At 63.2% G+C, this 25629-nt stretch carries 26 protein-coding genes and 1 tRNA gene; 14 read left to right on the forward strand and 13 right to left on the reverse strand.

Annotation, left to right across the window (positions count from 1 at the left end):
• Positions 1-19: 19 nt before the first annotated feature.
• Both pbpC and C7G61_RS25565 read right to left on the reverse strand, forming a co-directional pair.
• Complete coding sequence (pbpC, locus tag C7G61_RS25560) at positions 20-2230, reverse strand: penicillin-binding protein 1C (protein ID WP_108519447.1); 2211 nt, start codon at positions 2228-2230, stop codon at positions 20-22.
• Positions 2227-7440 (reverse strand): alpha-2-macroglobulin family protein, encoded by a 5214-nt coding sequence (locus tag C7G61_RS25565; protein WP_108519448.1) that lies wholly within the window; start codon positions 7438-7440, stop codon positions 2227-2229. The genes pbpC and C7G61_RS25565 overlap by 4 nt, the downstream gene beginning before the upstream one ends.
• A gap of 331 nt (positions 7441-7771) precedes the next feature.
• Between C7G61_RS25565 and C7G61_RS25570 the strand changes: the two genes are divergently transcribed.
• Both C7G61_RS25570 and C7G61_RS25575 read left to right on the forward strand, forming a co-directional pair.
• Positions 7772-7848: transfer RNA gene (locus tag C7G61_RS25570), tRNA-Arg, on the forward strand.
• A 195-nt stretch (positions 7849-8043) separates the two neighbouring features.
• Positions 8044-8295, forward strand: coding sequence for a PepSY domain-containing protein (locus C7G61_RS25575; protein WP_108519449.1), 252 nt, complete (start codon positions 8044-8046; stop codon positions 8293-8295).
• Between the two features lie 363 nt (positions 8296-8658).
• Here the strand turns inward: C7G61_RS25575 and C7G61_RS25580 are convergent, their stop codons facing one another.
• On the reverse strand, positions 8659-9072 hold the full coding sequence (locus C7G61_RS25580) for an H-NS histone family protein (RefSeq protein WP_108519450.1): 414 nt from the start codon (positions 9070-9072) through the stop codon (positions 8659-8661).
• A 379-nt stretch (positions 9073-9451) separates the two neighbouring features.
• Between C7G61_RS25580 and C7G61_RS25585 the strand changes: the two genes are divergently transcribed.
• On the forward strand, positions 9452-9709 hold the full coding sequence (locus C7G61_RS25585) for a hypothetical protein (RefSeq protein WP_108519525.1): 258 nt from the start codon (positions 9452-9454) through the stop codon (positions 9707-9709).
• A gap of 169 nt (positions 9710-9878) precedes the next feature.
• A complete protein-coding gene (locus tag C7G61_RS25590; protein ID WP_108519451.1) occupies positions 9879-10163 on the forward strand; it encodes a DUF3551 domain-containing protein in 285 nt (94 codons plus the stop codon).
• A 56-nt stretch (positions 10164-10219) separates the two neighbouring features.
• On the opposite strand, the gene C7G61_RS25595 is transcribed toward C7G61_RS25590, so the two are convergent.
• Entirely contained in the window at positions 10220-10498 is a 279-nt protein-coding gene (locus C7G61_RS25595) for a hypothetical protein (RefSeq protein ID WP_108519452.1), read from the reverse strand.
• A 307-nt stretch (positions 10499-10805) separates the two neighbouring features.
• Here C7G61_RS25595 and C7G61_RS47515 point away from each other — a divergent pair, with 307 nt between their 5' ends.
• On the forward strand, positions 10806-11057 hold the full coding sequence (locus tag C7G61_RS47515) for a PilZ domain-containing protein (protein ID WP_108519453.1): 252 nt from the start codon (positions 10806-10808) through the stop codon (positions 11055-11057).
• 305 nt (positions 11058-11362) lie between these two features.
• Entirely contained in the window at positions 11363-11605 is a 243-nt protein-coding gene (locus C7G61_RS44045) for a hypothetical protein (protein ID WP_145963689.1), read from the forward strand.
• Between the two features lie 201 nt (positions 11606-11806).
• On the opposite strand, the gene C7G61_RS25610 is transcribed toward C7G61_RS44045, so the two are convergent.
• Positions 11807-12130, reverse strand: a complete 324-nt coding sequence (locus tag C7G61_RS25610) for an H-NS histone family protein (RefSeq protein WP_244608466.1) — start codon at positions 12128-12130, stop codon at positions 11807-11809.
• A gap of 498 nt (positions 12131-12628) precedes the next feature.
• On the opposite strand from C7G61_RS25610, the gene C7G61_RS25615 reads away from it, so the two are divergent.
• Complete coding sequence (locus C7G61_RS25615; RefSeq protein WP_108519456.1) at positions 12629-12808, forward strand: RlpA-like double-psi beta-barrel domain-containing protein; 180 nt, start codon at positions 12629-12631, stop codon at positions 12806-12808.
• A gap of 605 nt (positions 12809-13413) precedes the next feature.
• Here the strand turns inward: C7G61_RS25615 and C7G61_RS44855 are convergent.
• The 3 genes from C7G61_RS44855 to C7G61_RS25625 form a co-directional block, all read right to left on the reverse strand.
• Positions 13414-13587: a hypothetical protein gene (locus tag C7G61_RS44855; RefSeq protein ID WP_190241972.1), complete on the reverse strand. Its 174-nt coding sequence runs from the start codon at positions 13585-13587 to the stop codon at positions 13414-13416.
• Between the two features lie 693 nt (positions 13588-14280).
• Positions 14281-14571, reverse strand: a complete 291-nt coding sequence (locus tag C7G61_RS25620; protein ID WP_338026112.1) for a hypothetical protein — start codon at positions 14569-14571, stop codon at positions 14281-14283.
• Between the two features lie 97 nt (positions 14572-14668).
• On the reverse strand, positions 14669-14914 hold the full coding sequence (locus C7G61_RS25625; RefSeq protein WP_108519458.1) for a hypothetical protein: 246 nt from the start codon (positions 14912-14914) through the stop codon (positions 14669-14671).
• 198 nt (positions 14915-15112) lie between these two features.
• On the opposite strand from C7G61_RS25625, the gene C7G61_RS25630 reads away from it, so the two are divergent.
• Complete coding sequence (locus C7G61_RS25630; protein ID WP_108519459.1) at positions 15113-15328, forward strand: hypothetical protein; 216 nt, start codon at positions 15113-15115, stop codon at positions 15326-15328.
• 10 nt (positions 15329-15338) lie between these two features.
• Here the strand turns inward: C7G61_RS25630 and C7G61_RS25635 are convergent, their stop codons facing one another.
• A complete protein-coding gene (locus tag C7G61_RS25635; protein ID WP_108519460.1) occupies positions 15339-15521 on the reverse strand; it encodes a hypothetical protein in 183 nt (60 codons plus the stop codon).
• A gap of 129 nt (positions 15522-15650) precedes the next feature.
• On the opposite strand from C7G61_RS25635, the gene C7G61_RS25640 reads away from it, so the two are divergent.
• A complete protein-coding gene (locus C7G61_RS25640) occupies positions 15651-16004 on the forward strand; it encodes a DUF6481 family protein (RefSeq protein WP_108519461.1) in 354 nt (117 codons plus the stop codon).
• Positions 16005-16224: 220 nt separating this feature from the next.
• Here C7G61_RS25640 and C7G61_RS25645 read toward each other — a convergent pair whose 3' ends face one another.
• Entirely contained in the window at positions 16225-16464 is a 240-nt protein-coding gene (locus C7G61_RS25645; protein WP_108519462.1) for a pentapeptide MXKDX repeat protein, read from the reverse strand.
• A gap of 404 nt (positions 16465-16868) precedes the next feature.
• On the opposite strand from C7G61_RS25645, the gene C7G61_RS25650 reads away from it, so the two are divergent.
• Positions 16869-17891 carry a TRAP transporter substrate-binding protein gene (locus tag C7G61_RS25650; protein ID WP_108519463.1) on the forward strand — a complete coding sequence of 341 codons (1023 nt, stop codon included), beginning with the start codon at positions 16869-16871 and terminating at the stop codon, positions 17889-17891.
• 53 nt (positions 17892-17944) lie between these two features.
• Here C7G61_RS25650 and C7G61_RS25655 read toward each other — a convergent pair whose 3' ends face one another.
• Positions 17945-18634, reverse strand: a complete 690-nt coding sequence (locus tag C7G61_RS25655) for a GntR family transcriptional regulator (RefSeq protein WP_190241981.1) — start codon at positions 18632-18634, stop codon at positions 17945-17947.
• 175 nt (positions 18635-18809) lie between these two features.
• Here C7G61_RS25655 and C7G61_RS25660 point away from each other — a divergent pair, with 175 nt between their 5' ends.
• From C7G61_RS25660 to C7G61_RS25675, 4 genes are all read left to right on the forward strand, one after another.
• Positions 18810-19433 (forward strand): TRAP transporter small permease, encoded by a 624-nt coding sequence (locus C7G61_RS25660; RefSeq protein WP_108519465.1) that lies wholly within the window; start codon positions 18810-18812, stop codon positions 19431-19433.
• A complete protein-coding gene (locus C7G61_RS25665; RefSeq protein WP_108519466.1) occupies positions 19433-20698 on the forward strand; it encodes a TRAP transporter large permease in 1266 nt (421 codons plus the stop codon). Before C7G61_RS25660 ends, C7G61_RS25665 begins: the two co-directional genes overlap by 1 nt.
• A gap of 26 nt (positions 20699-20724) precedes the next feature.
• Positions 20725-21708, forward strand: coding sequence for a TRAP transporter substrate-binding protein (locus C7G61_RS25670; protein ID WP_108519467.1), 984 nt, complete (start codon positions 20725-20727; stop codon positions 21706-21708).
• A gap of 74 nt (positions 21709-21782) precedes the next feature.
• The gene (locus tag C7G61_RS25675) at positions 21783-22709 is read left to right on the forward strand and encodes a dihydrodipicolinate synthase family protein (protein ID WP_108519468.1); all 927 of its coding nucleotides are present in this window, start codon (positions 21783-21785) and stop codon (positions 22707-22709) included.
• A gap of 5 nt (positions 22710-22714) precedes the next feature.
• Here the strand turns inward: C7G61_RS25675 and C7G61_RS25680 are convergent, their stop codons facing one another.
• Together C7G61_RS25680 and C7G61_RS25685 are read right to left on the reverse strand one after the other, a co-directional pair.
• Positions 22715-23623 carry a hydroxymethylglutaryl-CoA lyase gene (locus C7G61_RS25680; RefSeq protein WP_108519469.1) on the reverse strand — a complete coding sequence of 303 codons (909 nt, stop codon included), beginning with the start codon at positions 23621-23623 and terminating at the stop codon, positions 22715-22717.
• The gene (locus C7G61_RS25685; protein ID WP_108519470.1) at positions 23620-25629 is read right to left on the reverse strand and encodes an acetyl/propionyl/methylcrotonyl-CoA carboxylase subunit alpha; all 2010 of its coding nucleotides are present in this window, start codon (positions 25627-25629) and stop codon (positions 23620-23622) included. Before C7G61_RS25685 ends, C7G61_RS25680 begins: the two co-directional genes overlap by 4 nt.

The following is a 25629-nucleotide window of genomic DNA, read 5'->3' on the forward strand; positions in this document are numbered from 1 at the left end:
GTCCCCAAGCGCTTTTTCCTTACTGTACCCGGATCACAACGGTATCGGCCGCCCCCGTCGCGTCGATCACGGTCAATCGGGCAAAGCCCGGCCCGGGCGGATCGACCAGGCGCTGGCGCCGGCTGTCGATTTCGCCGACCGAGGTGCCGTTCAGCATGATGGTCAGCGGCAGCACGCCGCCGGCCACCTTGACCGGCATCGGCGCGGCCTGCCCGCCGCCTGAACGGTCGACGTCGATCCGCGAGCCGTTCAGCGGAAACTGGATCCGCGGCACCTGATCGCTGCCGGTCCGGATCAGTTCGCCGACGGGACGGAAGCGCCGCAGCGGCAGCGGCAGTTTGGCGTTGCTGGCGATCAGCGCCCCCTTCGGCGGCTTCGGCAGCGCCGCCGGAATCTTTCCGGTGCGCGCAAACGCGTCGAACAGGATCGGGGCTGCGGCGGTGCGGCCGACCAGGCCCGGCACCGGCGCGCCGTCGGGCCGCCCGACCCACACGCCGATCGTGAGGCGGCCATCGAAGCCGACCGACCACGCATCGCGATAGCCGTAGCTGGTGCCGGTCTTGAACGCGATTCTGTTGTGGACGCCGTTTTCCGGCGGCGGCGTTCCGAGCAGCACGTTGCCGACCTGCCAGGCCGCGACCTGGTCCATCAGCCGCAGCGGCTCCCGATCGTCCTTATCTTTTTCTTGCGCCAGCATGACCTCGCGCAGCGGCCGCGCCGCGCCAAGCCGTGCCAACCCAGTGTAGAGCTGCGCCAGGTCCTGCAAGGTGACGCCGACGCCGCCAAGGCCCATCGCAAGGCCCGGCGCCTCATCCTTCGGCAGCACCAAATTGCCGCCGGCCTGCTTCAGCCGCGACGACAGCCGGCTGGAGCCGACGCGGTCGAGCAGCGCAATCGCCGGCACGTTCAGCGAGAGCTGCAGCGCCTTGCGCACCGGCACCGTGCCCTGGAACGTCATGTCGAAATTTTCCGGCGCGTAGGAGCCGAAGCGAATGGGCCGGTCGTCGATCAGGCTTTCCGGATGGACAAAGCCGTCCTCGAAGGCGAGGCCGTAGATGAACGGTTTCAGCGTCGAGCCCGGCGAGCGCACCGCGCGGGTCATGTCGACCTGCCCGGCGCGCCGCTCGTCGAAATAATCCGACGAGCCGACGCGCGCCAGCACGTCGCCGCTTTCATTGTCGACCGCGATGATGGCGACCGAAATGTTCGGCCCTTGCGCTACGGCACGGTCGCGCGCCAGCGCCTCCAGCGTTTTCTGCAAGGCCGAATCCAGCGTGAGCTTGATCAGCCGAGTATCCTTTACCGTCGCCATCGCGGCGTCGGAGGAATGCGGCGCCAGGATTGGCATCGGCTTGCGCAGCCGCGGCACCGCCACAGCCCTCGCCTGCGCCGCGTCCTCTTTCGACACCACGCCATCCTCAACCATCCGTGCCAGCACGCGGTCGCGCGCGGCGTGGGCGGCTTGTGGATGACGGTCGAGCCGACGGCGTTCCGGCGATTGCGGCAGCGCGACCAATAATGCGCCTTCAGCAAGCGTCAGCCGCTTCGGTTCCTTGCCGAAATAGGCGATGGATGCGGCGCGGATGCCTTCGAGATTGCCGCCGAACGGCGCCAGCGCCAGATAGAGATCGAGAATTTCGTCCTTGCTCAGTTGCCGCTCGAGCTGGACCGCGCGCACCATCTGGCGCAGCTTTGCGTACACCGAGCGCTCGCGCCGCGGCTCGATCAGCCGCGCCAGCTGCATCGTAATGGTCGAGCCGCCGGAGACGATGTGGCCGCTGCTGCCGAATTGAAGCGCCGCGCGTCCGAGCGCCAGCGGATCGACGCCGCCATGCGACCAGAACCGGCGGTCTTCATATGCCAGCAGCAGTTTGAGATATCCGGGATCGACCGCGCTCTTCGCATCGACCGGCAGCCGCCAGCGGCCATCCGCCATCGCATAGGCGCGGAGCAATTTGCCGTTGCGGTCGACGATGGTGGTGGAGATTTTTTGCGCCTCCTCCAGCGGCAACGGCCCGAGCGAGACAACCCAGGCGGCGAAGCTGCTGCCGATAACCGCGATTACGACTGAAACGATTGCGGCCAAACGAACGAGGCGCCGCCAGCCACCACCACTGTCATGGCCGGGCTTGTCCCGGCCATCCACGTCTTTCTCGTCAGCCACAACAGTCGTGGATGCCCGGGACAAGCCCGGGCATGACGATGAACTATGGTTGCCTGCCTCACTCATTTCGCCGGACGCACCTCGACCGAGCCGGTGCCGGTGCGGCCGTAGCGCGAGGGGTTGTACATGTCCTCGACATAGGCCTGCGGCAGCACGTATTTGCCGGGAGAAACCGCACGCACGATGTAGGCGACCGTGAACACCGACTTGTCGTCGCTGGCGCGGTCGATGGCTGCCGTGAAGCGGTCATCGCGGAACTCGGTATGTTCCGGCTCCTCGCCGTCCTCGATCCAGTCCAGCGTGCCGCTATCGCCCGACGACACCAGATGCGGGTTGTCGATCTCGAGGCCGGCAGGGAGATAATCGGCCACCATGATGTGCCCGTATTCCGGCTTGGTCTCGGTGATCTTCAACACCACCGCGAAGCGATCGTTCTGCTTGGCCTTGCTGACATCGGCCGGCTTGCCATCGAGCGTGAAGTAATTGCGCTCGATCTTGAAGCCGTTCGACGCCGCGGGCTCCGGGCTAACCGGCGAACCCGAGACCGAGACCACCGCCTGCACCGGCGCATCGCCGGTGTTGGTGATCTTGACCGGCTTGCCGGCCACCGCCTCGGCCTTGTAGCTGCGATAGACCGCGGCCTTGACGGGCGACCCATCGATATCCAGCGCCAGTGTCTCCTTTGATAGCGCGCGCGCGGCCAGCACCAGCCAGGCATTCTCCTGCGTCGAGGTGTAGGGCGAAAGCCCCCGCGCCACTTCGACCCGCTGAACGGCTTGCGTCAGCGTCGCCCGCGGCGCGTTGCCTTCGCTGGCGAGCGACACCAACGCCGCCGCATCGCGCAGCGCCGAGCCGTAGTCCACGCGCCCGAACTCGAGCACGGGTTTGGGTGCCAGCGCATCAAGCGCCGCGCCATAGACCCGCTCTGCCCGCGTCTTGTCGCCAACCAGGGCCAGCGCCGCCGCGAGCTGCGATTTCGCGATTGGCGTGGCGAGATTGGAGAGCTTGGTGTCGGCGAGATAGCGGAGGTCGCCGATCGGGGCTGCGCCATTGCGGGCGAGCACGTAGAGGCCATAGGCGAGATCGCGACCGCCGTCCTTTTCCGGCTCGTTGGCGTTGACCACCGAGTTACGGATACGGTCGAGCGCGTTCTTGAACAGCACATCCGGCACCGCAAAGCCCTTTTCGCGGGCGCGGGTCAGGAAATCCGTCACGTAGGCATCGAGCCAGGAATCGTCGCCGCCGGCCGACCACAGGCCGAACGAGCCGTTCGAGCCCTGGCGGGCCAGCAGCCGCTCGATCGCGTCCTTGATGCGCTGGTCAACTGCGGTATCCATCGCCAGATGCGCACCCGCCGCGAGATCATTGACATAGAGCAGCGGCATGGCGCGGCTGGTGATCTGCTCGGAACAGCCGTGCGGATAGCGATCCAGCGCCTTCAAAATGGTCGCCGCATCGAGCGCGGTGGAGAGACCCACCGACAGCGACACGCTGCCGGTGCCGGACACCAGGTCGGAGAACATGTCCGGCGTCAGCGTCAGGCTCTCGCCTTTTGCCAACGTCCGGATCGAGCGCCGCGCCAGCACCTGCGTCGCCGCCTTGACGTCAAGCGCATAGTGCCGCGCCAGCGTCAGCCCGTTCGGGCCCTTGATGTCGACGTCGAGATTGGCGGTGCCGGCGCCGCCGGCGTCGAGCGCCAGCGACATCGAGGTCCGCTGCTTGGCGGCAAGCTTCACCGTGGTGGTCGGATTGCTCGTCACCTTCACCGGCCCCGACGTTTTCACGCTGATGCTGTAGTCGCCGGGCGCGCCCTCGACATTGTCGAGGTCGAAACTCATGGTGCCCTTGTCGCCGTTGAGCAGGAAGCGCGGCAGCGTCGCCGTCAACACCACGGGATCGCGTACCGTGACGTCGATGGTGGCGCGGCCGAGCTTGGTCGAATTCCACGCCACCGCCATGACGCGGGCCGTGCCGGCAAACTCCGGAATATCAAAACTGATTTCCGCGGTGCCGTCGGCGCCGACCGTGACGATCCCCGAATAGAGCGCCAAAGGCTTTTGCGTGGGCGGTGAGCCCTTCAGCTCGGCGCCGGCGGAATCGCCGCCGGTCCGGATCTGGCCGCGCGTGCCCTGCATGCCGTCGATCAATTGCCCATAAAGATCGCGGATCTCGGACGTCAGGCGGCGCTGGCCGAGATAGTAATCATCAGGCGCCGGCGGCTTGTAATTGGTCAGGTTGAGAATGCCGACATCGACCGCGGCAACCACGATCTTGGCGTCCTCGCCGGGATTGAGCCCGCCGAGTTTGACCGGGATCTTGAGCGCTGTGCCGGGCCGCACCAGCGGCGGCGGCGACAGCGCGACCTGCAGCGTGCGCGTCTTCTTGTCGATCCCGAACCACTTCAGCCCGATCGCCCGTCCCGGCATCCGCAGCGCTGCCGCATCGAGCGGACGCCGCAGCGTCGCCAGCACATAGGCGCCCGTGCCCCAGTCCTTGCCGACGGTAAGCCTAACCTGCTGGGTGCCTTCCTTGACGTCGACGGTCTGCGTCGTCAGCAGGCGGTCGCCGAGCACGTTGATGGTGAGCTTGCCGGCGGTGCGGGCGTTGACCGACACCACCATGGTATCGCCGGAGGCGTATTCCGGCTTGTCGACCGAGGTTTCCAACAGATCAGGCGTATCGGCGCTGCCGTCGGAGTACCAGCCGACGTCGAATTGCACCGACGTGACCGGCCCGTCCGCTTCGGTCGATTTGACGTCGAGGCGATAGCGGCCCGGCTGCGGCGCGAGCGACACCCGCGCCGCCTTGTCGGCTGCAAGCGTCAGGTCGCCGTCGGCGACGCGCTTGGTCGATTTGACCGGCTCATATTCCCAGGACGAGTTTTGGCGATACCATTGATAGCGCGACTCCATCTTCAGGAGTTCGTAGCGCAGGCCATCGCGCGGCAGTTGCTTGCCGTCGGGACCGACGAACACGACGTCGAACTCGGCCTTGTCGCCTTCGGCCACACTCTTGTCAGCGAATAGCGGCTTGATGCCGATCAGCGCCGCCTGCGGCGCCACGGGCAGCACCAGCTTGCGCTCGACGGCGCGGCCGCCGGTCTCCACCATGCGGATGAAGATCTGTGCTTCCTGCGGACGGGTCGAGGTCGGCGCCTTGGCAAGCGACACCGGGAACGTCGCAACCCCATTGGCGTCGGCCTCGGGCAGATTCTCGATCGGGGTGCGCTCGTTGCTGGCGGTCTCGTCGTCCCCCACGCCGAACTGGTAGCCGGGATAGCCCGGTCGCCCGGAGGCTGCGGGGGCGACCAGCATGTCGCCTTCGAGCTGCAGACCCGAGGCCGGGGCGCCATAAAGGAATTTGCCGGCGACCTTCAGTTCAACCGGAGTCTCAGCCTTGATCATCTTCTCCTTGGCCGAGACGTCGAATTCGATCCGCTCGGGGATGTAGTCCTCGACCATGAAGGTGGTTTCGCCGACGGACGAGCCCTTGGGATCGGTAAACGCGCGCACCCGCCAGGTCCCGGTCGGGACCGCCGAATTGAGCGGCAGGACAAGAGAGCGTCCGCCTGCGCCCTGATCCGGCAGCACGGCACGGCGGAATTCGACGCCATCGGGCCGCTCGATCACCAGCGTCAGCGGCCCGCCGGCCATCGCGTTGCCCTGCCCGTTGCGCAGCAGCGCGGTCAGATAGACGGTCTCGTTCGAGCGGTAGACGCCTCGCTCGGCATAGACGAAGGCGTCGGCGCCTGCCGGCACCACGCGGCCCGAGACGCCGCGGTCGGTGAGGTCGAAGGCATTGGTCTTCAGGCTGAGGAAGGCGTAGTCCGCCTTGTCGCTCATGACCGTGAGCAGCGCCGGCGAAAGCCCGCCCTCGCCGCGCGCCAGGCCGGCCTCGAACAGCACGTGGCCGGCATCGTCGGTCTTGCGCGTGGCAAGGATCTCGTTGTTGCGCGCAACCAGCCGCACCTCGGCCTTCGCGACGGCCTCGGTCGAGGCCAGCGAATTGACAAACACATGGACGCCGTCATTGCCGGAAAACGCCGTCAGGCCCATGTCGGAGACGATGAACCATTGCGTCGCCAGCGTGCCGTCATCGTCGCCGCCGCTGCCGGGGCCCTTGGCCGACGCCGTCATCACATAGACGCCGGGCTGCAGGTCACCCAGCGCCTGGTCGACCGGGAACGCCGTCACGACGTCCTGGTTCAGCGTGGAAGCGGTCGCAAGTTCGCCCGACCAGACCTTGACGCCGCGCTCGTTGCCCAGATCCGAGAGTTGGTAGCTGGAGAGCGTCTTCTGGAAATCGCTGTCCACCACCGTGTTGATCAGGTTACGGTCGCCGATCCGGAACACGTTGACGTTCACCGAGGGCGTATTGACGCTGACCAGCGGAATGCCGCGTTGGCCGGTGCGCGGCAGCACATAGGCGCGGCCCGTGAAGCGCACGAACGGCTTGCGGTCGCGGACGTAGATGTTGAACTCGGCCGATTTCGGTAAGGATTCCTTAACCGTGGACGGCAGGCCGGCGCGCAGGTTGATGTTGTAGCGCTCGCCGTGCTTCAGCCCGTCGACGCAGAGCTGCTTGCCCTCGCTGGTCAGCGCCGGCTTGTCGATGCCGGCCAGCGCCAGGAACGGCGCGAAATCGACCCGCTTGGCGAGGTCCTCGGAGAACTGGAAGCAGGCGCGCGGCGAAGCCCCGTCGGAATCGACGGTGTAGTCCAAGAGCCGGAAACCGTGCTGGTCGCGCATCTTCTCATACTGGCCGCGAACCTCGGCGACCTCGCGCATGTCGAGCGACAGCCGCAACGCATCCAGCGCCGGACGCCACAGCTTGCGCTCGGACATCGCCCGGGCCAGCACGGCCAGCGCATCGGCCTCCTCGGCCTGGTTGCCGGCGCGCTGATAGGCGATGTAGGCCGCGGTCGAGGCGCGCTCGTACAGGAAGGTCTGTTCGCTGGAACTGGCGGAGCGGATCTGGAAGATGGTTTTGGCGAGTTTTAGCCAGTTGGCGCTGTCCTCGGGCGTGGTGGCGGCGATCTGGCCGAGGATCTGCAAACCCACCCGAAAGTCGGACCGCTTGAAGGCGGCGTCGGCGTCGTTGCGGAGCGTCGTGGAGGATTTGGCGACCGGCCCTGCCTCGCTCTTGATCTGGGCTTCCAGCTTGACGGCCGAATCGGCCAGTTCGTCGCGCTTGAACGCCTTGTCCGCGGCCCCTGCCGCCGTCAGGCCAAGCGCCAGCGTGGCGCAAATCACTGTGGCGCGAACCAAACCGATCATGATGGGCTCCTTGCCGCGGACATCAGCCGCGTAACGTCAAAAAGTGCGCGAAAAGGTGACGGACTGATGGCAGTGGATTCGGCTTGCGAAAAGGTCACATGCATGGCGCTGGCAGTCCAAACGGTCCCGGCCGCACCGCCTGGCGGAAGTGCCGGCGGCTGGCTTTATAATATCAGGGGCGGACCACTGGCTTTAGCCCGCGTCTGCCTTAGTCGCGACCCCAAAGAAATCGGTTCGACCGTCTTGGCGGGAAAGCGGATTTTTCATATTGGCAGTGCTAGATAAGGAAGGCCTATACAGGGCGGATACCTAGGGCGGCTACCGCCCGGACGGTCCCATAGCTCAACTGGATAGAGTAACGGATTTCTACTCCGTGGGTTGCAGGTTCGAATCCTGCTGGGATCGCCACCTTCCATGCCGATGAAACCGGGCCGTCGGATCTGGAAGCCGACTGGATTTCTGCCAGCGGGTTGCCGGTATTTGCGGAACGTTTGCCGGTCGCTGGCATTCGAGTTGTGCGTGCTGGTCCGCGTAACGCCCTGATGAGAAAACCGGTTGCCAGCGTAAGGCGCTCACCGCACGCCCCACAGGAGAAACTTGCTCATGCGCTTGATCACATCGATAGCAATACTCGCCGTATCGGCCCTGCCTGCGCTCGCCGATCGCCAGGTTACCCAGGACGAACGCGCAAGGCTCGCCGCTGCGGTTCAGGCCGAAGGATGTTCCGGCGGCAAGTTCGAGATGGACGAAGACGATCAGCAGTTCGAGGTTGACGATGCCGTATGTGCGGATGGAAAGAAATATGACCTCAAGTTTGATATGCAAATGCGGTTGAAACGCAAAAATCTTGATTAATAAAGTCATGCGGCCATTCGAAGCCGATGAAGCATCTTATGTTGCGTTATGTTGCGCGGATAGCACTATACGTCCCAAAAGTGGAACCGTCATCGATCTTCGCGCGCGCTGTGTCGGGCCGGCACTAGCCGACGACCCAACAAGAGAGCACCGTGAACGTGGGGAGAGTTCAGGAAGGGGCAACCACGATGGCGGCGAGAGCAACGCAGGGCAGAACCAAACGGCATCCGTCTGCCTCAACGAAGCCAATCCGTGAAGGGGGCGCCCGCGAAGGGGCCGCAAAGCTCGCCAGACGGCTGGCCGAGGTGCAGGCACTGCGCAAGCAGGTTCAGAAAGCCGAAGCTGCGCGGCTTTAGTGATCGCCTATGCGGCCTGCCTGATCCGAAAGTCGTCGATCCGCTTGCCTGACTTTAGTTGTGCGGCCAGCCAGCGGGGCTTCTTGCCGCGTCCCGCCCAGGTCTCCGATGGCCGCTCCGGATTCCGATATTTCGGAACCACAGCGGGATAGGGCCGGCGCTCCGTCGACGACTTGGCATGGCGAGACGACTTGCCATGAGATGACTTGCCATGAGACGGCTTGGCACTCGAAGACTTGGCATGCGAAGACTTGGCATCGTCAGTTGCATGTTGAATTTCAATGCCGCGCTGGAGTCGCCTCAGGCGGTTTTCAAGCACGCTCTTTTCCGCCGTCAGTGCCGCCGCAAGCCTGGTGGCAATTTCCTCATGGAGCGCCCACAATTCGTCAGTGGACATGGACTTGAAGTCATTCCGGTTCATGACGGTCCCCAATCATGATTCAAAGTTTTGAGCCCTCATCGTCGGCCGATAATCTGAGCATAACAAGGCCGATTCAAAACGCTCTGCTGAATCAGGTTAGATGGAGTCGTGCTTCCACGGAAGAAATATGCGTTGTGCAACGCAAGCTTGACCGAAGAAATTTTCCGAATTCCGACAACACAACCGGAGATTGAGAGCCTCGTCCGGCCGCCGCGGAGGAACCGGTGGCGTGGACTTCGCCGCGCATCGCTCCGCTCAGGCGGCTATTTGTGCATTAAGGCCAAAGAAACTGAAGCGGCACGGGTGACGATTTGCGGTTTGGGCTTATAATACCGGCCGGAAATTGCTCCGTTGCCCCTGACAAAGGATGCGGGTCGTCATGCCGAGAAAGGGAATCACCGGCCACGACGAATGGGTGGTCACGGAAGCGCTGGCAACGGCACTGGTCGCGCTTGAGCAACTCGAACCGACCCAGCAATCACGCCAGCAGATGGACGACATCAAGAAATTGCTGGCAGCCAATTGTCAGCCCGGGACCCTTAACCTGCATCTCGCCCAGGCAAAGTGCCGGCTAAACCCCCACGCCGATCGCGCCGCCATCTATCGAGAGTATGGATTTGAAGATCGGGAAGTCTGAAACACGGGCTCGTGGCAAGCGTAGCGTAGCGATATCCGGGTTGCACCCCGCCTATCGCGGAGCCTGTCATCACGGCGCGAGCGCAATTGCGCTCGTCGCCGGGAGCGCAATCGCGCGACCCGTTGGGCTCATGCGGGCTACTTGCTCAAGGTATTGAGAGGACATCAGGATGGAGTTGCGACGCGCACCTGCCACAGCAACGGCTTTGACGATCCTGGCCGCGACGATTGCCCTGCCCGCACCTGCCCGCGCCCAGACCTACGATCCGAGCTATCCTGTTTGCCTGCAGATCTACCAGGGCGGCATCGCGGACTTCTATTTCGAGTGCCGCTATCAAACGATGGCGCAGTGTGCCGCGTCGGCCTCGGGCCGCTCCGCCCAATGCGTGGTCAATCCATATTACGGCGGGCCGAAGACCAAGCCTGGCAAGCGTCAGCGGCCACAGCAGTACTGAAAATCGCGCGCTTCGACGACCGCGCTACCCGTTAGGGCGGCGGCCTCTCCGGCCATTCACCAGCCGTAGGTGCCGAGCGCGAGCGGCCTCGATGGGGCCGCCTTGGCGGTTCGCGTCGTGTCGGGCCTCAGGCAGCGCCGGGCTGCTTCGATCTCGGCGTCGCTCGCGCCTTTGCCGCGGGCCCACTGCTCGGCGGCGGACGCACTGTATTGCGCCACGTAGTAGCGCACGACAGGACACGAAATTCGACGCAAAACACCGGACTGTTCACCCGCAAATCCGGCGCTTGATGTTCCAAGACACAGCGCCAGCACACCTATCCAACGTAAACCCATGTGATTCCCCTCTGCATAACAAGTGAGGCTGGCTTTCACCGGTGCATCAAGCCTGATTGTGAGTTCCGCATACGGAACAGGCGGAGCTGTGCTTAACCCGCAACTGATACTGTCCCGACGGCGGCTGCTCCGCCCGTGGAACACGGTTTATGCGATGACTAAAATTGATTGTTTACGAAGAAGGCCGAAGCTGATTGCCGCCTGAGCGCAATTCGCTAAGCCTTTACTTGCCAGGACCTGACTTGCCAGGACCTAACTTGCCAAGACCTGACCCGCCAAGACTTGGCAAAAACTGTTGGAAGCTCCGATGGAATTCGAACGCCGATCGATAGCGAGGACGACGATCTCGAAAGACGCGCTGCTGTTCTTTGATGCGCAGCGCGGTGTCCTCACTTGCCGCGTTCAGGACGTGACGAATTCCGGGGCCGGAATCGAACTCCACACCCTCAATTTGCTGCCGCTGGATTTCGAATTGAGCTTCGACAATTTTCACACCGTTCGCGAATGCCGCGTGATCTGGCGGCAAGGCGATTTCGTCGGCGTTGCGTTTCAAAACTGATCAATCTGCAACCCGGCCTGCATCTTCATCGCGCAAGTGCAAGACGCCCCTGCACGGCACGCGGAACTCGGGGAACTGACCCCACGGTGAACAAAACAGCCTTGGCAATGGAACCAACATCGAGACTCCGCGTCGAATCCCCGGGCTTCCGGTTCCTCCGGAACACGACCCAAGCGGGTTGACCGTTCCAGCGCGCCCCTTGCACGCTGGAGTCGTTCGGGGGTCTATGACGGGAGTTCAGCATGTCCTGGGATCGTCCGTTCGCTCAGCCTGTCCCACTCCCGGAGGGACCGCCTGCGCAAACCTTGCGAGACGCCGCCGACTACATCCGGAAGCTTCCTCAGCCAGAACGTGATCGTCAGGAATGGCGGCTTGCCGTCCAGATGCTGATCGATGCCGCCGAGGATCGCGGGCCCATGCTGTTTGCGCGGATGGGAATTGTCAGAGCCCTGGAAGCGCATATCGCAAGGACACTCGATTCCGAGGGCCAAGGTCCAAGCCATGATCGAGGTCAAGGCAACCTGAAGTGCGACCGTGACGCCATCTGATTCCGGATCGACATCATCCCAGATCGACATCAACAGCGATGGCGCCGAAACGCCTGAAGGCTTTCCACGCCGAACAGACGAGAACTCGCGCGCACTAGCGAGCCGCAGCAGATCGGTGCGGCATCCACAGGCTTCACTTTGGCCAAATTCGTGGATCGGCCAAAATGCGAGTACACCGCGACCGAGCGGCTGAAAGACTTCTTATGCTACCTGCCTGATGCGGAAGTCGTCGATCCGCTTGCCGGACTTCAATTTTGCAGCAAGCCAACGCGGCGTCTTCCCTCGTCCCGCCCAAGTCTCAGACGGCCGGTCCGGATTCCGAAACTTCGGAACGACGGTTGGATATGGACGCTTCCCTGTCGACGAACTCTCGCGCTCGGCTTCGACGCCACCCTTGAGTTGCTTCAGGCGATTTTCGAGCACGCGCTTCTCCGCGAGCAGCGAAGCCGCAAGCCTCGAGGCGATTTCTTCGTGGAGTGCCCACAGCTCATCCGTGGACATCGATTTGAAGTTATTCCGGTTCACGACCGTCCCCAATCATGATTCAATGCAGCTTTCATCGTTGGTAGAAAACATGAGCACAATAAGGCCGACTCAGAACCTCTTTCGGGCCGAAAAGTTCCAGCCAGCTGGCTTCGTTTCACAACACAACCGTAACGAATTTGCTGGCAGGCGCACTTCAATTTCCCTTTACAACTGGTGATAGATTGGCCGCGCTACGCGCGCAAGGCATGTGTGAACATCCGAAGCTAATGGTGTCTTGTTGACGGTTCCCTAACGGCAGCTGCGCTCGATCATTGCTGTGAACGTTGGGCGCCTTGCGCGTGCAGGTCCGCTACGGCAGCAGCTTACCACGTGTTATTCTGGCCGCGCGATATCATCGGGGTTACCCAACATCGTTCGGGTTACCCAACCCGGCGCAATGCTGCCCGACCTCCGCCACGCCAGCGCCAAAGTCGAAACGAAACTTGCGCCTGGAACCTCCGGCGGGCGCAAGCCCGCCCGCAACAGAATGTTGGCGTCATGGCAGGGTATCGCCACCGCAATGGCCGCGGTGCTTCCGAGGCGTTTGGCACCATCTTCGTCGTCACCAATCTCGAGAACGGCAAGAAGATCCGCTGCCCGGTGCAGGACCGCGGCCCCTTCGCACGCGGCCGGGTTCTCGACTTTCACGCTCGGCGCGGCGCGCCAGATCGGCTGTGACGGCTTGTGCCGCCTCACTGTGCGTCGCGCCGGTCACGAGTAGCAGGCGTATTCCAGCTCGCCTCCAGGATGTGGCCTAAACTGCACGGCTGTTGCTGCCGGGTGACATCGGTTGCGCAAGAAACCGATAGTCTGGATTCTGCGGGTCGGCCGGGGGCGGCAAGCGGTCGGCTGTAGCGGCAAAGCCGCCGACACGCTCGAGGGCCCACAATAGCCGAGCGCTCGTCTCCCTGGGGTAGGTGTTGGGGCGGCGCCCGGCTATTCGGGCCGCGCGGCGGTGCGGCCTGAACAGGAACTCATTTTTAATTTAAAGAGAATTTAAAAAGCTATTGAATTATAACGATTTTTATGGCCGCAGCTGATTGCTGGCGCTGGCGTCCGGGCTTCAAGGGAACCGAAACGACGCAAAACGGGCCGGAATCCCCCAAATCGGGAACCGAGCGCCTTCGACGCGTTTCCTATCTCCTGAATTAAAACTGCTGAGCGCAAGGGAATCCGTTGAGCCCGCCACCACCCGAACTCGATCGCGGCGAGGTATTGGTGTGCATGGCGCTGGCGTTCTGCCTGGCCGGCGCATCGACCAGCATCGTCTACAGGCTGCTGGGTTAAAGGGGCGTCCGGACGGCTATTCCTTCGGAGACCGCGAAGAACGGCAAATCCACGTCCATGACAAGGCCCAGGAATACGGCAACGCCGCCGATGACCGCCATCAACTCCAGGAGGACGAAGGCGAGCAGCGCGCTCAATCCGATGGCCGCTTTTTTCCAGCCGTTCCACATGGGCGCTCCCTTAGCACCGAAATCCGGCCGTCGGAGCAAAACGGCAATTTAAGGTGAATTTGGAACCCCGGGATCCACGGCGGCGCCTCCGGCCTGGCCGGCCGTCCATCGCCGGTGTTGAAGTCCCGGCAACCCCCTTGGCGACCAAATGTCAACATCGGCTTTCAGGCGCGCGAAGCCAAAAGGGAAAGTGCGATGAGCGGGATCTGCCGCAAGATCATCTACGTCATGCTCGTGATCGTGGTGCTATTGATCATCTGGCAATTTCTCGGATCGCTTTGATCGTGGGCACGCAGGCCCGATGACCCGCGCCCCGCGTTGCGTTTTTCCGATGTGATTGTGCCGATGAAGCGGGTCGAGCGGCGAAAAGCGGCTCGGCCGATGCGATGAGGAGTAGACGAGGCCCGGAGTGCCTAGGAGTCCGGGCCTCGTGGCCTCCAGTGGTAGCCGTTCGTCGTGATGGACGAACGCCCTGCCCCCCGCTGCAAGCGACGTCGTTATAGATGCGCCGTGCTCGCGCAGCCAATCCGTATGAGTACGGGGCGATATTCGTGCGCATATTCCTTGCGTGTGTCCCGCACGCGAGACCGCAAAATTTCTGCCGGGCCGTCATAACGCAATGACGTAGGCACGCCACAGCGTACCCGATGCCCCCACCGCCGGGACATGACGAGAGCAGCTATCCGCCGCGTTCTACCGCTTATCGAACGGAATATACTGATGATACTCTTTCGGCACCGAGTTCCGGTAACGCGCGGGCACCGTGCCACGGTCGACCGAACGGTCGATCTCCTGCTGCCGGGTCATCTTGGCCGGTTTCTTTTTCTTCGGCGCCGCCTTCTCCTTTTCAGGAGCCGTGTTTTCAGAAGCCTTGTTTTCCGGAGCCTTGTTTTCAGGAGCCTTGGCTTCCGGCGCGGCAGTGGACGTTGCCGCAGGCGCGGTCCCGCCCGGCGCGCCCTGCGCCAGCGCGACGCCGGCCGGCATGAATACGAGAGCCGCCGCCGACGCTGCCACCATAACGCGAGACATTTTTTGCATGGGAAGCTCCGGTTCCGGTCAACTCCGTTTCCGACCGACCCTATTACGTCCGCTGCCGTCCGCACACCGGGATTTTGGCGAGGCGGACCGGCATGGACTGGCTATGCTTGGCCCGGCTGCAGGTCGTGAAGACGAAGGCCAGCCGGCTGCACTGCCAGTCCGGACCAAGGGCTGCACTGGCGGCTGGCTCGGGATAGGACACGCCGAGCACGACGAAGCCCATGAAGGCCAACGCGACGATGGCGGCGGCGAGAACGAGGTATTTGCGGGTCCACCAATTGTGGGGCATGGCGGTCGCTCCTGTTTCGGAAGCCCGGAAGATAGGAACGACCCGCCACGGTCCCTGTGAACAGGTTCACATTACACGAGTTTGTGCGGGATCGTGACCGATGCAGAAATGGGTATAACTCGCGTAAATCCGTTGCGGACTCACAACCCTTGATCGACACTGCGCGTTCGGGGCGAGCGCGTGTGCGGGGCGTGCGATATGGACAAGCAGGAAACGGGCTACGACTACATCAGGTACAAGCAATTGCTGGCGGAAGCGGTCGACGAGACCAGGCGGCTCGAGCTGATCGAGACCATGATCAGGGAAAATGCCCGCGACAGGCTGGAGGCGCAGCGGACCGCGGATCGGATCGCGATGACGGCGATGACGGTCGCGCGCGTTCTCGGCCCCGGTAGCCGTCGCGATAGCTTCTAGGATCGTGCGGTCACTTTTCCGAAGCGAGCATCGCCAGCGAGCCGACCAAGCCAATCAGCGCGCAGGCGAGAAGGCCATATTGCAGGATCGCCGGCGCCCGGCTTGGGGCTTCGGACACCGTTGCCATGTCGTAGAGCAGCCAGGCTGACGTAATCCCGCTGATCAGCATCAGTTTGGGCCATTTGCTGTTCACGCAAGTCTCCCCTGCTCTATCGGCCCCATTTCGACGCTGGCATTTTGCCCCGGGTTCACTTACCTAGGCGCCATTCCGCGCGTGTGGCGCGTCCAACCCCCGAGAGTGAAAGCGACAAGGCCTTTTTTTATGAGTGGATTCAAGGAACCGAACTTCGCGGACCGCCAGAAAGCCGCGATGCAGGCGCGGCAGAACATCCTGGACAAGTTTCGCGCCAAGCCGGGACTCGACGATCCCGAGGTAAAGCGCCGTCAGGCCGAGCGCGAAGCCCAGGCCGCCGCCCGGGCCAAGGCGAGGGAGGCCAAGGAAGCGGCAAAGGCCGAACAGAAGCGTCTCGAGGCCGAGGCTGCCGCGGCGGAAGCCGCCAGGATCGCGCGCGAGAAGGAAGAAGAGGCCGCCAGGCAGGCGGCGCTGGAGGCCGAGCAGAAGGCCAAGCGCGACGCGCGTTACGCCGCGCGCAAAGGCAAGGGCAAGAAGAAGTAGGCAAGAGAGAGCGGGCTGGATCCGCGCCACCGTCTCTTGCCGATGACGGATCAAGCCTTCCCGTCATTCCGGGCCGGTGCGTGAGCGCCAGACCCAGATGCATCCAGACCCCCGATGCGTGATGGCGCATCGGGGAATCTCGAACGTCCGAGGGTCGATGTTTAAGTATCGCTCCCTTGCGCAAACGCCTTGCGTATGTCGCGGGGAATGACGGCGCGGCTCAGTTCTTTTTCATACCGTCGTCTTTTTTCATGCCGTCTTTCATCATGCCATCGTGCTTCATGCCGTCCTTCTTCATCATGCCGTCGTCTTTCTTCATCGCGTCCTTGGACATCGATTCCTTCTTCATGCCGTCGTCCTTGCCCATCTTGTCCTGAGCGAAGACGGCCGGCGCAAACGCAAGGCCGAGCGAAACGAGCGCAGCAGACAGGCCGAGGCCGATACGGGTCGTGGTGGTCATGGGGTTGTCGTCCTTTGGGTTCAAGTTTGGTTTCTCGATAGCGACGTCTGCCGCTTCCCCAACGACGATACCGCGGCCGGGTTTGTTACCGGCCACTTCCCGAAGTTCTGCCGTTGTCACGGTTAGTTGAAACGGCAAATTGATGGCGGCTAACGCTCCGCGAGTGCCCCGGGGGTGGACGTATCATTGACCGACGCTTCTGCGAGCGGCTGGTCGCGGGTGTGCACCGCAACGGCGTCAGGCTTTGTCAGAGGGCTGGAATCTTAGCTTGCCGTCGCGTGTTGCCTCAACCTATCACGCAGCCTCGAACGACCAGACCAGGGCAACTTCGGACCAAGACCGGCTAACATGGGCTGAAGCCGGTCCGCATCGCCGACCCAATAAACATTTGCAGGGGATAAACCGTGCTCACACGCCGCCATGTCATCGCATCCGCACTTGCCGCGCCCGCCGTCCTTCGTTTCGGCACCGGCACCGCCCATGCCGCCACCACACTGAAGATCTCGCACCAGTTCCCGGGTGGCACCATCGACAAGGGCGACTTCCGCGACCGGCTGTGCCGCACGTTCGCCGCCGAAGTCGCCAAGCGCTCAGGCGGCGAGATCGCCGCCGAGGTCTATCCGAACTCCTCGCTGATCAAGACCAACGCGCAATTCTCGGCGATGCGCAAAGGCGCACTCGATATCAGTCTCTACCCGCTGCCGTATGCCGGCGGTGAATTGCCGGAGACCAATATCGGCCTGATGCCCGGCCTGGTCGCGACCTACGACCAGGGCCTGCGCTGGAAGAAGGAGCCGGTCGGCAAGGCGCTGACCGACTTTCTCGCCGACAAGGGCACCATCCTTTTGACCTGGATCTGGCAGGCCGGTGGCGTTGCCAGCCGCTCCAGGCCGATCGTTGCCCCGGAAGACGCCAAGGGGTTGAAGGTGCGCGGCGGCTCGCGCGAAATGGACATGGTGCTGCAGACCGCGGGTGCCGCCGTGCTGTCGATGCCGTCGAACGAAATCTACGCCGCGATGCAGACGGGTGCCTGCGACGCCGGCATCACCTCCTCCACCAGCCTGATCTCGTTCCGCCTCGAAGAGATCGCGAAGTCGCTGACCTCAGGCGCCGGCGCCTCCTACTGGTTCATGCTGGAGCCGCTGATGATGTCGAAGGCGATCTTCGACAAGCTGCCCAAGAACCAGCAGGACATCCTCCTGTCGGTGGGCAGCGAACTGGAAGCGTTTGGCCGCAAGGGCGCGCAGGACGATGATATCGAGGTCGCCAAGGTCTATGAAAAGGCCGGCGCCAAGGTCAGCAAGCTCGACGTGGCGACCGTCAGCAAATGGCGGGATATTGCCCGCGACACTGCGTGGAAGGACTACAGCGCCAAGACGGTGATGTCGGCCAATCTGCTGAAGCTCGCCATCGACGTTGCCCCATGACGCATGGTCCGCTTCCGGATATTCCGAAGCCTCTATTCGCTACTCGCCATTCGCTATTCGCCTCTTCGGCCGGAACGCGCCGCGATCGATTCTCCACCCACGACCTGCAACAGGTCCGTTCGCACCGCCTCGATATGCTGCTCCAGAAACCGGCAAGCCTCGTCGATCTGCTGCGCCCGGCATAGCGCAATCAGATGGGCGTGCTCCTTTTCGGCTTTCCCCATCGCCTTGGTGTTGGAGAGCTGCAGGCGCGTGTAGCGGTCGCTGGTCTGCAGCAACGCGATGACGATCGCCTTGGTGCGTGGCCGCCGCGCGTGAACGTACAGCGCCATATGGAAGTCGGCATTGAGCTGGCCCCACTCGCTGATGTTGCCCGCCTTGATCGCCTTTTCGAAGCGCTTCTGGATGTCGTCCAGCCCGGCAAAATCCTGTTCCGTAAAGTGCGGCGCCGACTGCGCCAACAACCGCGGCTCCATGATCCCGCGCAGATCAAACACGTCGTTGATCTCGTCCAGCGACAACTCCGAGACGATCGCACCTTTTTGCGGGACGATGCGCACCAGCCCCTCGGCCTCGAGCTGAAACAGCGCCTCGCGCACGGGAATGCGGCTCACGCCGTAGGTATCGCCCAGCGCGTCCTGCCGAAGCTGCGAGCCGGCCGGATAGGTCCCGTCGAGAATGGATTGCCTGAGCTGGTCGACGATCGCAGCCGACAGCGTCCGGTGCTTCAGGGGGCCCTTCATTTGATCTTCCGTCGTCATGGCCGGCCTTTCCGATCGGGGCGGACCCAATTTTGCATGTTGACGTGGTCCCGACCCAGCAAAAGCTAAGGGGTCCTCGCAATCTCCATTTGACAACATTGTATAAATTATACATTTTTGAAGTGCACGATAAATCTCAGGGGTAGCGGGGCTCTTTATGATCGAGCAGACGATTGCGGATGCGCCGGCGTTCAGCGCCCGGCGGATCGTTGTCAGGACCTCGAGTCTCCTGCTCGCTTTCGAACGCATCGCCTTGATGGGCTTGATGTATCTGCTGACGGCCTTGATCCTGGTGAACGTCGTCACCCGCTATTCGCACTTCCCGATCTACTGGATCGATGAATCGGCCGTCTATTGCGTGGTCTGGCTGACCTTCATCGGCGCCTCCGCCATGACCCGGTTGCGGCTCGATTTCGCGGTCACCATGATGACCGAGCGCCTCTCGGCGCGGAATCAGAAGATCGCAAAAGTCATCGCGACGGGCATGGTCGTCGTATTCGGCGTGGCCCTGATCGCCACCTGCTTTCTCTGGATGGATCCGATCGGTCTCGCCCGCGCCGGCTTTGACGCGCGCAAGCTCGCCGCCGAAACTTTCAACTTTCTCTACACCGAGCGCACGCAAACGCTGAACTGGCCGACCTGGGTGGTCTACCTGACGCTGCCGATCTTCGCGGTGTCGATGACCGTTCATGGCCTGGCAAACCTGCTGGAGGATCTCGAACTGGTCCCGCGGACGCCGCCAAAGGGTTTTCAGCTCTCCGAACTCGACGGGGTCAACTGATGATCACCTCGGCCGCGTTCATCGCGATCATGCTGGTCGGGGTGCCGATCGGGCTTTGCCTTTGCCTTGCCGGCTTCATCTATATCATCGCATCGGGAAATCCGGTGCTGTTCCAGTCCTACCCGCTGCAGCTGTTCGGCGGCGTCGACAGCTACGGCCTGATCGCCATCCCCTTGTTCATCCTGATCGGCGAGATCATGAATGGCGGCGGCATAACGCGGCGCATCGTCGACATGGCGATGGCCTTCGTAGGCTCGCTGAAGGGCGGGCTGGCCTACGTCAACATCCTCGCCAACATGTTCATCTCCTCCATCCTGGGATCTGCGACCGCGCAGGTCGCGATCATGGCGCAGATCATGGTGCCGGAGATGGAAAAGAAGGGCTACGACAAGACGTTCGCGGCGGGACTGACCGCCTATGGCGGCATGCTCGGGCCGATCATTCCGCCGTCGGTGATGTTCGTCGTTTACAGCGTGCTGGCGCAGGTCTCGGTCAGCGACATGCTGATTGCGGGCATCGTGCCGGGCGTGATCCTGACGGTGATGTTCTGCGTCGTCATCGCGCTGATGGGATACGTCTACAATTATCCCAAGGCCGATTATCAGACTCCACGGCAGCGGGTAGCAACGATCCTGCGCACGTCGCCGACCTTGCTGATTCCGATCGTGATCGTCGGCAGCATCCTCGGCGGCCTCGCCAACGCGACGGAGTCCGCGGCCGTTGGCGCGGTGGCCGCGGCACTCATCGGCAAATACTGGACCAGGGAGTTCAAGTTCGCGCAGTTGCCGCAGATGATGCTGCGCGCCGGCATCTACTCGGCCATCGTGCTGTTCCTGGTCGCTGCCGCGGCCGTGTTTTCATGGGTGCTGATCTTCGGCAAGGTGCCGCAGGAGACCGCCCGCTGGATTCAGTCGGTCGCCAAGGATCCGGTCAGCTTCATGCTGCTCTGCAATGTGATCCTGCTGGTGATCGGCACGGTCATCGACGGCATCCCCGGCCTGATCATGACGGTGCCGATCCTGCTGCCGGTCGCGACCGAAATCTATCACATCGATCCACGCCAGTTCGGCGTGGTCGTGGTGATCAACCTGGTGCTCGGATTGCTGTCACCTCCGGTTGGTCTTTGCTTCTTCGTCGCCGCAGCCGTCACCGGGGCCAAGCCCGGAAAGATGTTCATGGTGACGCTGCCGTTCTTCGTCATCAGCTGCGTCCTGCTGGTGCTGCTCTCGCTCTATCCGTCCCTCTCCCTCGTCCTCATCAAGTAGGTCCAACCCCTCAAGGAGCCTTGCCAATGTCTCTTTCACGTCGCCGCTTCCTTGCCGCCAGCGCAGCCGTGCCGCTGTTCGCGCCGTCGCTCGCGCTTGCCCAGGCCAAGGAATTTCGCCTCGGCCTCATCACGCCCAATGGCCATTCCTGGAACAAGGCGGCGCTGAAGCTCGGCGACGACCTCAAGGCGGCCACCAACGGCCGCCTGACCATGACGGTGTTTCACTCCGGCCAGCTCGGCAACGAGCCGGCGATGATGCAGCAATTGCAGTCCGGCGCGCTCGACATGGGCTTCATTCAGGCGGCCGAGCTCGGCTCGCGCGTGCCGCACATCGCGGCGATCAACGCACCCTACATCGTGCGCTCGACGCCGTCGGTCGCGAAATTCGTCCGCCATCCGGCGGCGATCAAGCTGTTCGAGGTGCTGCCGCAGGAAACCGGAACGATTGGATTGGGCTGGGGCATCACCGGCATGCGCGCCATCTTCTCGGCGAAGGATTTGACCGGTCTCGCCGACATCAAGGGGATGAAGCTGCGCATCAACCCGACGCCGGTCTATCGCGATTTCTATTCCTCGCTCGGCGCCGCGCCGACGCCGATCCCGACGCCCCAGGTGTTCGACGCCATGGCGAACGGCCAGGTCGACGGCCTCGAGGCGGATCTGGAGTTCTCCTGGAACCAGCGCTTCGACAAGGTTGCGAAAGTCATCCTGCAGATGAATGCCGTCTTCATGCCGATGGCGGCGGTCGTCTCCGGCCGTGTCTGGCAGTCGTTGCCGGCGGCCGATAGGGAGCTGATCACCAAGACCGTCAAATCCACGCTCGACGCGCAGATCGACGAACTGGCCGGCAATGAGCCCAAGCTGATCGAGAATTTCAAGAACGCGCCGATCCCGATCCGTCAGGTCCCGGCCGGCGATACCGAGGCCGTCATCGCCGAATTCGACAAGATCTGGCTGCCCAAGGCGCCCGTCCTTGCCGAGCTGCGAAAGATCGGCGCGACGCTCTGATCCCACCCATCGCTTCCAAGCCAAAGCCCGGCGGATGTGACAATCCGCCGGAAAATTCCAATCGGAGCCAAACAATGAGCCCACGCATTTCCTGGGAAGGCGTCTTCCCGGCCGTTACCACGCAATTCAATGACGACCTGTCGCTCAATATCGATGCAACCGCAAAGGTCATGGACGGCCTGATCCGCGACGGCGTTTCCGGATTGATCGTCTGCGGGTCCGTCGGCGAGAACACCTCGCTGGAGCGCAAGGAAAAGATCGCCATCATGGAGACGGGCAAGTCTGTCGCTGCCGGCCGTGTCCCCGTACTGTGCGGCATTGCCGAGTTCACGACCGCCTTTGCCGTCGAGACCGCCAAGGAAGCGGCGCGGGTCGGCATCGACGGTGTGATGGTGATGCCGGCGCTGGTCTATTCGTCCAAGCCGCACGAGACCGCCGCGCATTTCCGTTCGGTTGCCAGCGCGACCGATCTGCCGGTCATGCTCTACAACAATCCGCCGATCTACAAGAACGACGTCACGCCGGATATTCTCGCCACCCTCGCCGACGTCGAGACGGTGGTGTGCTTCAAGGACTCCTCCGGCGACACGCGGCGCTTCATCGACACCCGCAACATGGTCGGTGATCGTTTTGTGCTGTTCGCCGGCCTCGACGACGTCATTGTCGAGAGTGTGGCGATGGGCGCCGTCGGCTGGGTTTCGGGCATGTCGAATGCCTTCCCGCGCGAGGGCGAGACCTTGTTCCGTCTCGCCAAAGCGGGGCGCTATGCCGAGGCGATGCCGCTCTACGAATGGTTCATGCCGTTATTGCACCTCGACGCCCGGCCGGACCTCGTCCAGTGCATCAAGCTTTGCGAGCACATCATGGGCCGCGGCACCGCGCTGACCCGTCCGCCGCGCCTTGCGCTGCTGCCGCACGAGAAGGCAGAGGTCGAGGCGATGATGGCGAAAGCGCTGAAGAGCAGGCCATCGCTCCCGAATGTCGGATTGAAGGCCGCGTAGGCGACCTACTTCGCGGCGCGCATCTTCGCGTTCAACGCTGTTGCCACGCGGCTGACCGGCGGACGGCCGATCAGCCCGCTCACGACATTGGTCGCCGCGACTAGCTTCGGCATATCGACGCCGGTCGCAATGCCCATGCCTTCGAGCATGTAGACCACGTCCTCGGTTGCGACATTGCCCGTCGCCCCGGGGGCATAGGGGCAACCGCCGAGGCCGCCGGCGGCGGAATCGATTACGCGGCAGCCCTCCTCCATCCCGGCATAGAGATTGGCCAGCGCCTGGCCGTACGTGTCATGGAAATGCATCGCCAGATTGGCCATCGGCACATGGCCGGCCACCGCGCGCAACAGTTGCCGCGCCTTCAACGGTGTGCCGACGCCGATAGTGTCACCGAGCGAGATTTCGTAACAGCCGAGGTCCCACAGCACTTTTGCGACATCGACTACCGCCTGCGGCTTGATCTCGCCCTCATAGGGGCAGCCGAGCACGGTGGAGATGTAGCCGCGCACCCGCACCCCGTCCGCCTTGGCGCGGGCGAGCACCGGCTTGAACCGGTCGATCGATTCCGCGATCGAGCAATTGATATTGGCACGCGAAAAGCTTTCCGACGCCGCGGCGAACACCGCAATCAGTTTGGCGCCGGCGGCCTGCGACGCCTCGTAACCTTTCTCGTTGGGCACCAGCACCGGCAGCTCGCAATTCGCGTGATGGCTGACGCCGCGCAGCACCTCGGCCGATCCGACCATCTGCGGGATTGCCTTGGGAGAGACGAAGGCGCCGACCTCGACAGTGTGGAGACCCGCACCGATCAACGCCTCGATGAAGGCGATCCGGTCGGCAACGCTGATCGGGGTCTTTTCGTTCTGCAGCCCGTCGCGCGGGCCGACTTCGACGATATGGACGCGACCGCTCATGACGCCGCCGCAGGCTCAACTTCGGCAAGTTCGACGCCTTCGCTGACGATATCGCCGACCTTGCACTTGATCTTCTTCAGCACGCCCGCAAAGGGCGCACGCAGGGTTTGCTCCATCTTCATGACTTCAAGCGTCAGGATCGCCGCGCCCTTCTCCAGCGTCGCGCCCTCCTCGGCCAGCAGCGCCACCACGGTGCCCGGCAAGGGCGCCACGATCTTGTCCTCGCCGACCTGCTCCTCGGTCTCGCCGCCGAACGGATCGACCCAATGCAGGTCGAAGCGGCCGTGGCGGGTGCGCAAGTAAAGCTCATGAGCCTCGATCACGGCGACGACGCGCGATTTCATGCCGTCGAGAACAAGGTCGAAGCCGCCGCCATCGGCCGGCGACGTCGTAAAAACGAAATCGTGCTTGCCTATGGTCAGCGTCGACGGTCCGTTGCCATAGTGCAGCGTCACTTTGTGCTCGGCGGCCTGCCCCTGACGGAACGAGAATACCCGCTTCCGCTGGCCAACTGGCATCCAGCCAAACGTCTGCCATGGCGAATGGGCTTCCTTGCGCGCCGCCTTCTGCTCGTCGTTGACGATCGCAGCCACCGCAGCACAAAGCTCTAGATCGCCAGCTACGCCCGTGGCTTCCGTCAACTTCTTCAACTCTCGCTCGATGAAGCCGGTGTCGATGGTGTTGGCGCGCACGTTCGGGTGCGTGATCAACGCCGACAGGAACGGAATATTGGTGACGATGCCGCGGACGTCAGTCTCTTCCAGGCCGCGGTTGAGCCGCTCGATCGCAGCTTGCCGCGTCGGCGCCCAGGCAATCACCTTGGCCAGCATGGCGTCGTAATACGGCGACACCGCATCGCCATTGCGATAGCCGGCGTCGATCCGCAGGCCGTCGACGGCGTCCGGCGTGCGCCAGGTCTTGATCCGGCCCACTGAAGGCATGAAATTCTTCTGCGGATTTTCGGCGTAGACCCGCGCCTCGATGGCGTGGCCGTTCAGCTTGATCTCGTCCTGCGCCAGCGGCAGTTTTTCGCCGAACGCCACCCGCAATTGCCACTCCACCAGATCCACACCGGTAATCAGTTCGGTCACGGGATGCTCGACCTGCAGGCGGGTATTCATCTCGATGAAGAACACCTCCTTGCCGTCAGAGACGAATTCGATGGTGCCGGCGCCGACATAGTTCACCGCACCGGCTGCTTTGCGCGCGGCGGCGCAGACCGCTTCGCGCTGCGTGGCGTCCAGCGTCGGCGACGGTGCTTCCTCGATCACCTTCTGGTGCCGCCGCTGCAGCGTGCACTCGCGCTCCCAGAGCGAGAGCAGATTGCCATGGCTGTCGCCGATGATCTGCACCTCGATATGCCGGGGGTTTTGCACGAATTTTTCGATCAGCATGCGGTCGTCGCCGAACGCCGCCTTGGCCTCGCGCTTGGCGCTGACGATTGCCGCCGCAAGTTCTCCGGCCGAATTCACCACGCGCATGCCGCGTCCGCCGCCGCCGGCGGAGGCCTTCACCAGCACAGGGAAGCCGATCTTGTCGGCGGATTTTGCCAGCGTCGCCTCGTCCTGGGCCTCGCCGTGATAGCCGGGCACCAGCGGCACGCCGGCCTTTTCCATCAAAGCCTTCGAGCCCGACTTCGAGCCCATCGCGGTCATCATCTCGGCGGTAGGGCCGACGAATACCAGGCCGGCGTTCAGGCACGCCTGCGCGAACTCGGCGTTTTCAGACAGGAAGCCGTAGCCGGGATGGATGGCCTCGGCGCCTGTCTGGCGCGCAGCTTCGATTACGCGTTCGATATTGAGATAACTGTCGCGTGCCCGCGCGGGTCCCAGCAATACGGCCTCATCGGCCATGGCAACATGCATGGCGTCGCGATCGGCCTCGGAATAGACGGCGACGGTGCGCAGGCCCATGGCGCGCGCGGAGCGGATGACGCGGCAGGCGATCTCGCCCCGGTTGGCGATCAGAAGCGTGCGAAAACGCCGGTAGAGTTTTGCGCGATCCAT

Source organism: Bradyrhizobium algeriense (genome assembly GCF_003062295.1).
GTDB classification, from domain to species: domain Bacteria; phylum Pseudomonadota; class Alphaproteobacteria; order Rhizobiales; family Xanthobacteraceae; genus Bradyrhizobium; species Bradyrhizobium algeriense.

Excerpts from the sequence above, each read along its gene's own strand:
- C7G61_RS25640 (WP_108519461.1), top strand. The coding sequence starts at position 15,651 with ATGAGTGGATTCAAGGAACCGAACTTCGCGGACCGCCAGAAAGCCGCG.
- C7G61_RS25595 (WP_108519452.1), bottom strand. The coding sequence starts at position 10,498 with ATGGGTTTACGTTGGATAGGTGTGCTGGCGCTGTGTCTTGGAACATCA.
- C7G61_RS47515 (WP_108519453.1), top strand. The coding sequence starts at position 10,806 with ATGGAATTCGAACGCCGATCGATAGCGAGGACGACGATCTCGAAAGAC.
- C7G61_RS25580 (WP_108519450.1), bottom strand. The coding sequence starts at position 9,072 with ATGAACCGGAATGACTTCAAGTCCATGTCCACTGACGAATTGTGGGCG.
- C7G61_RS25625 (WP_108519458.1), bottom strand. The coding sequence starts at position 14,914 with ATGCCCCACAATTGGTGGACCCGCAAATACCTCGTTCTCGCCGCCGCC.
- C7G61_RS25665 (WP_108519466.1), top strand. The coding sequence starts at position 19,433 with ATGATCACCTCGGCCGCGTTCATCGCGATCATGCTGGTCGGGGTGCCG.
- C7G61_RS25655 (WP_190241981.1), bottom strand. The coding sequence starts at position 18,634 with ATGAAGGGCCCCCTGAAGCACCGGACGCTGTCGGCTGCGATCGTCGAC.
- C7G61_RS25565 (WP_108519448.1), bottom strand. The coding sequence starts at position 7,440 with ATGATCGGTTTGGTTCGCGCCACAGTGATTTGCGCCACGCTGGCGCTT.
- C7G61_RS25630 (WP_108519459.1), top strand. The coding sequence starts at position 15,113 with ATGGACAAGCAGGAAACGGGCTACGACTACATCAGGTACAAGCAATTG.
- C7G61_RS44855 (WP_190241972.1), bottom strand. The coding sequence starts at position 13,587 with ATGTGGAACGGCTGGAAAAAAGCGGCCATCGGATTGAGCGCGCTGCTC.
- C7G61_RS25615 (WP_108519456.1), top strand. The coding sequence starts at position 12,629 with ATGGCAGGGTATCGCCACCGCAATGGCCGCGGTGCTTCCGAGGCGTTT.
- C7G61_RS25675 (WP_108519468.1), top strand. The coding sequence starts at position 21,783 with ATGAGCCCACGCATTTCCTGGGAAGGCGTCTTCCCGGCCGTTACCACG.
- C7G61_RS25590 (WP_108519451.1), top strand. The coding sequence starts at position 9,879 with ATGGAGTTGCGACGCGCACCTGCCACAGCAACGGCTTTGACGATCCTG.
- C7G61_RS25670 (WP_108519467.1), top strand. The coding sequence starts at position 20,725 with ATGTCTCTTTCACGTCGCCGCTTCCTTGCCGCCAGCGCAGCCGTGCCG.
- C7G61_RS25645 (WP_108519462.1), bottom strand. The coding sequence starts at position 16,464 with ATGACCACCACGACCCGTATCGGCCTCGGCCTGTCTGCTGCGCTCGTT.
- C7G61_RS25680 (WP_108519469.1), bottom strand. The coding sequence starts at position 23,623 with ATGAGCGGTCGCGTCCATATCGTCGAAGTCGGCCCGCGCGACGGGCTG.
- C7G61_RS25620 (WP_338026112.1), bottom strand. The coding sequence starts at position 14,571 with ATGCCGGCCGGCGTCGCGCTGGCGCAGGGCGCGCCGGGCGGGACCGCG.
- pbpC (WP_108519447.1), bottom strand. The coding sequence starts at position 2,230 with ATGAGTGAGGCAGGCAACCATAGTTCATCGTCATGCCCGGGCTTGTCC.
- C7G61_RS25660 (WP_108519465.1), top strand. The coding sequence starts at position 18,810 with ATGATCGAGCAGACGATTGCGGATGCGCCGGCGTTCAGCGCCCGGCGG.
- C7G61_RS25685 (WP_108519470.1), bottom strand. The coding sequence starts at position 25,629 with ATGGATCGCGCAAAACTCTACCGGCGTTTTCGCACGCTTCTGATCGCC.
- C7G61_RS25585 (WP_108519525.1), top strand. The coding sequence starts at position 9,452 with ATGCCGAGAAAGGGAATCACCGGCCACGACGAATGGGTGGTCACGGAA.
- C7G61_RS25575 (WP_108519449.1), top strand. The coding sequence starts at position 8,044 with ATGCGCTTGATCACATCGATAGCAATACTCGCCGTATCGGCCCTGCCT.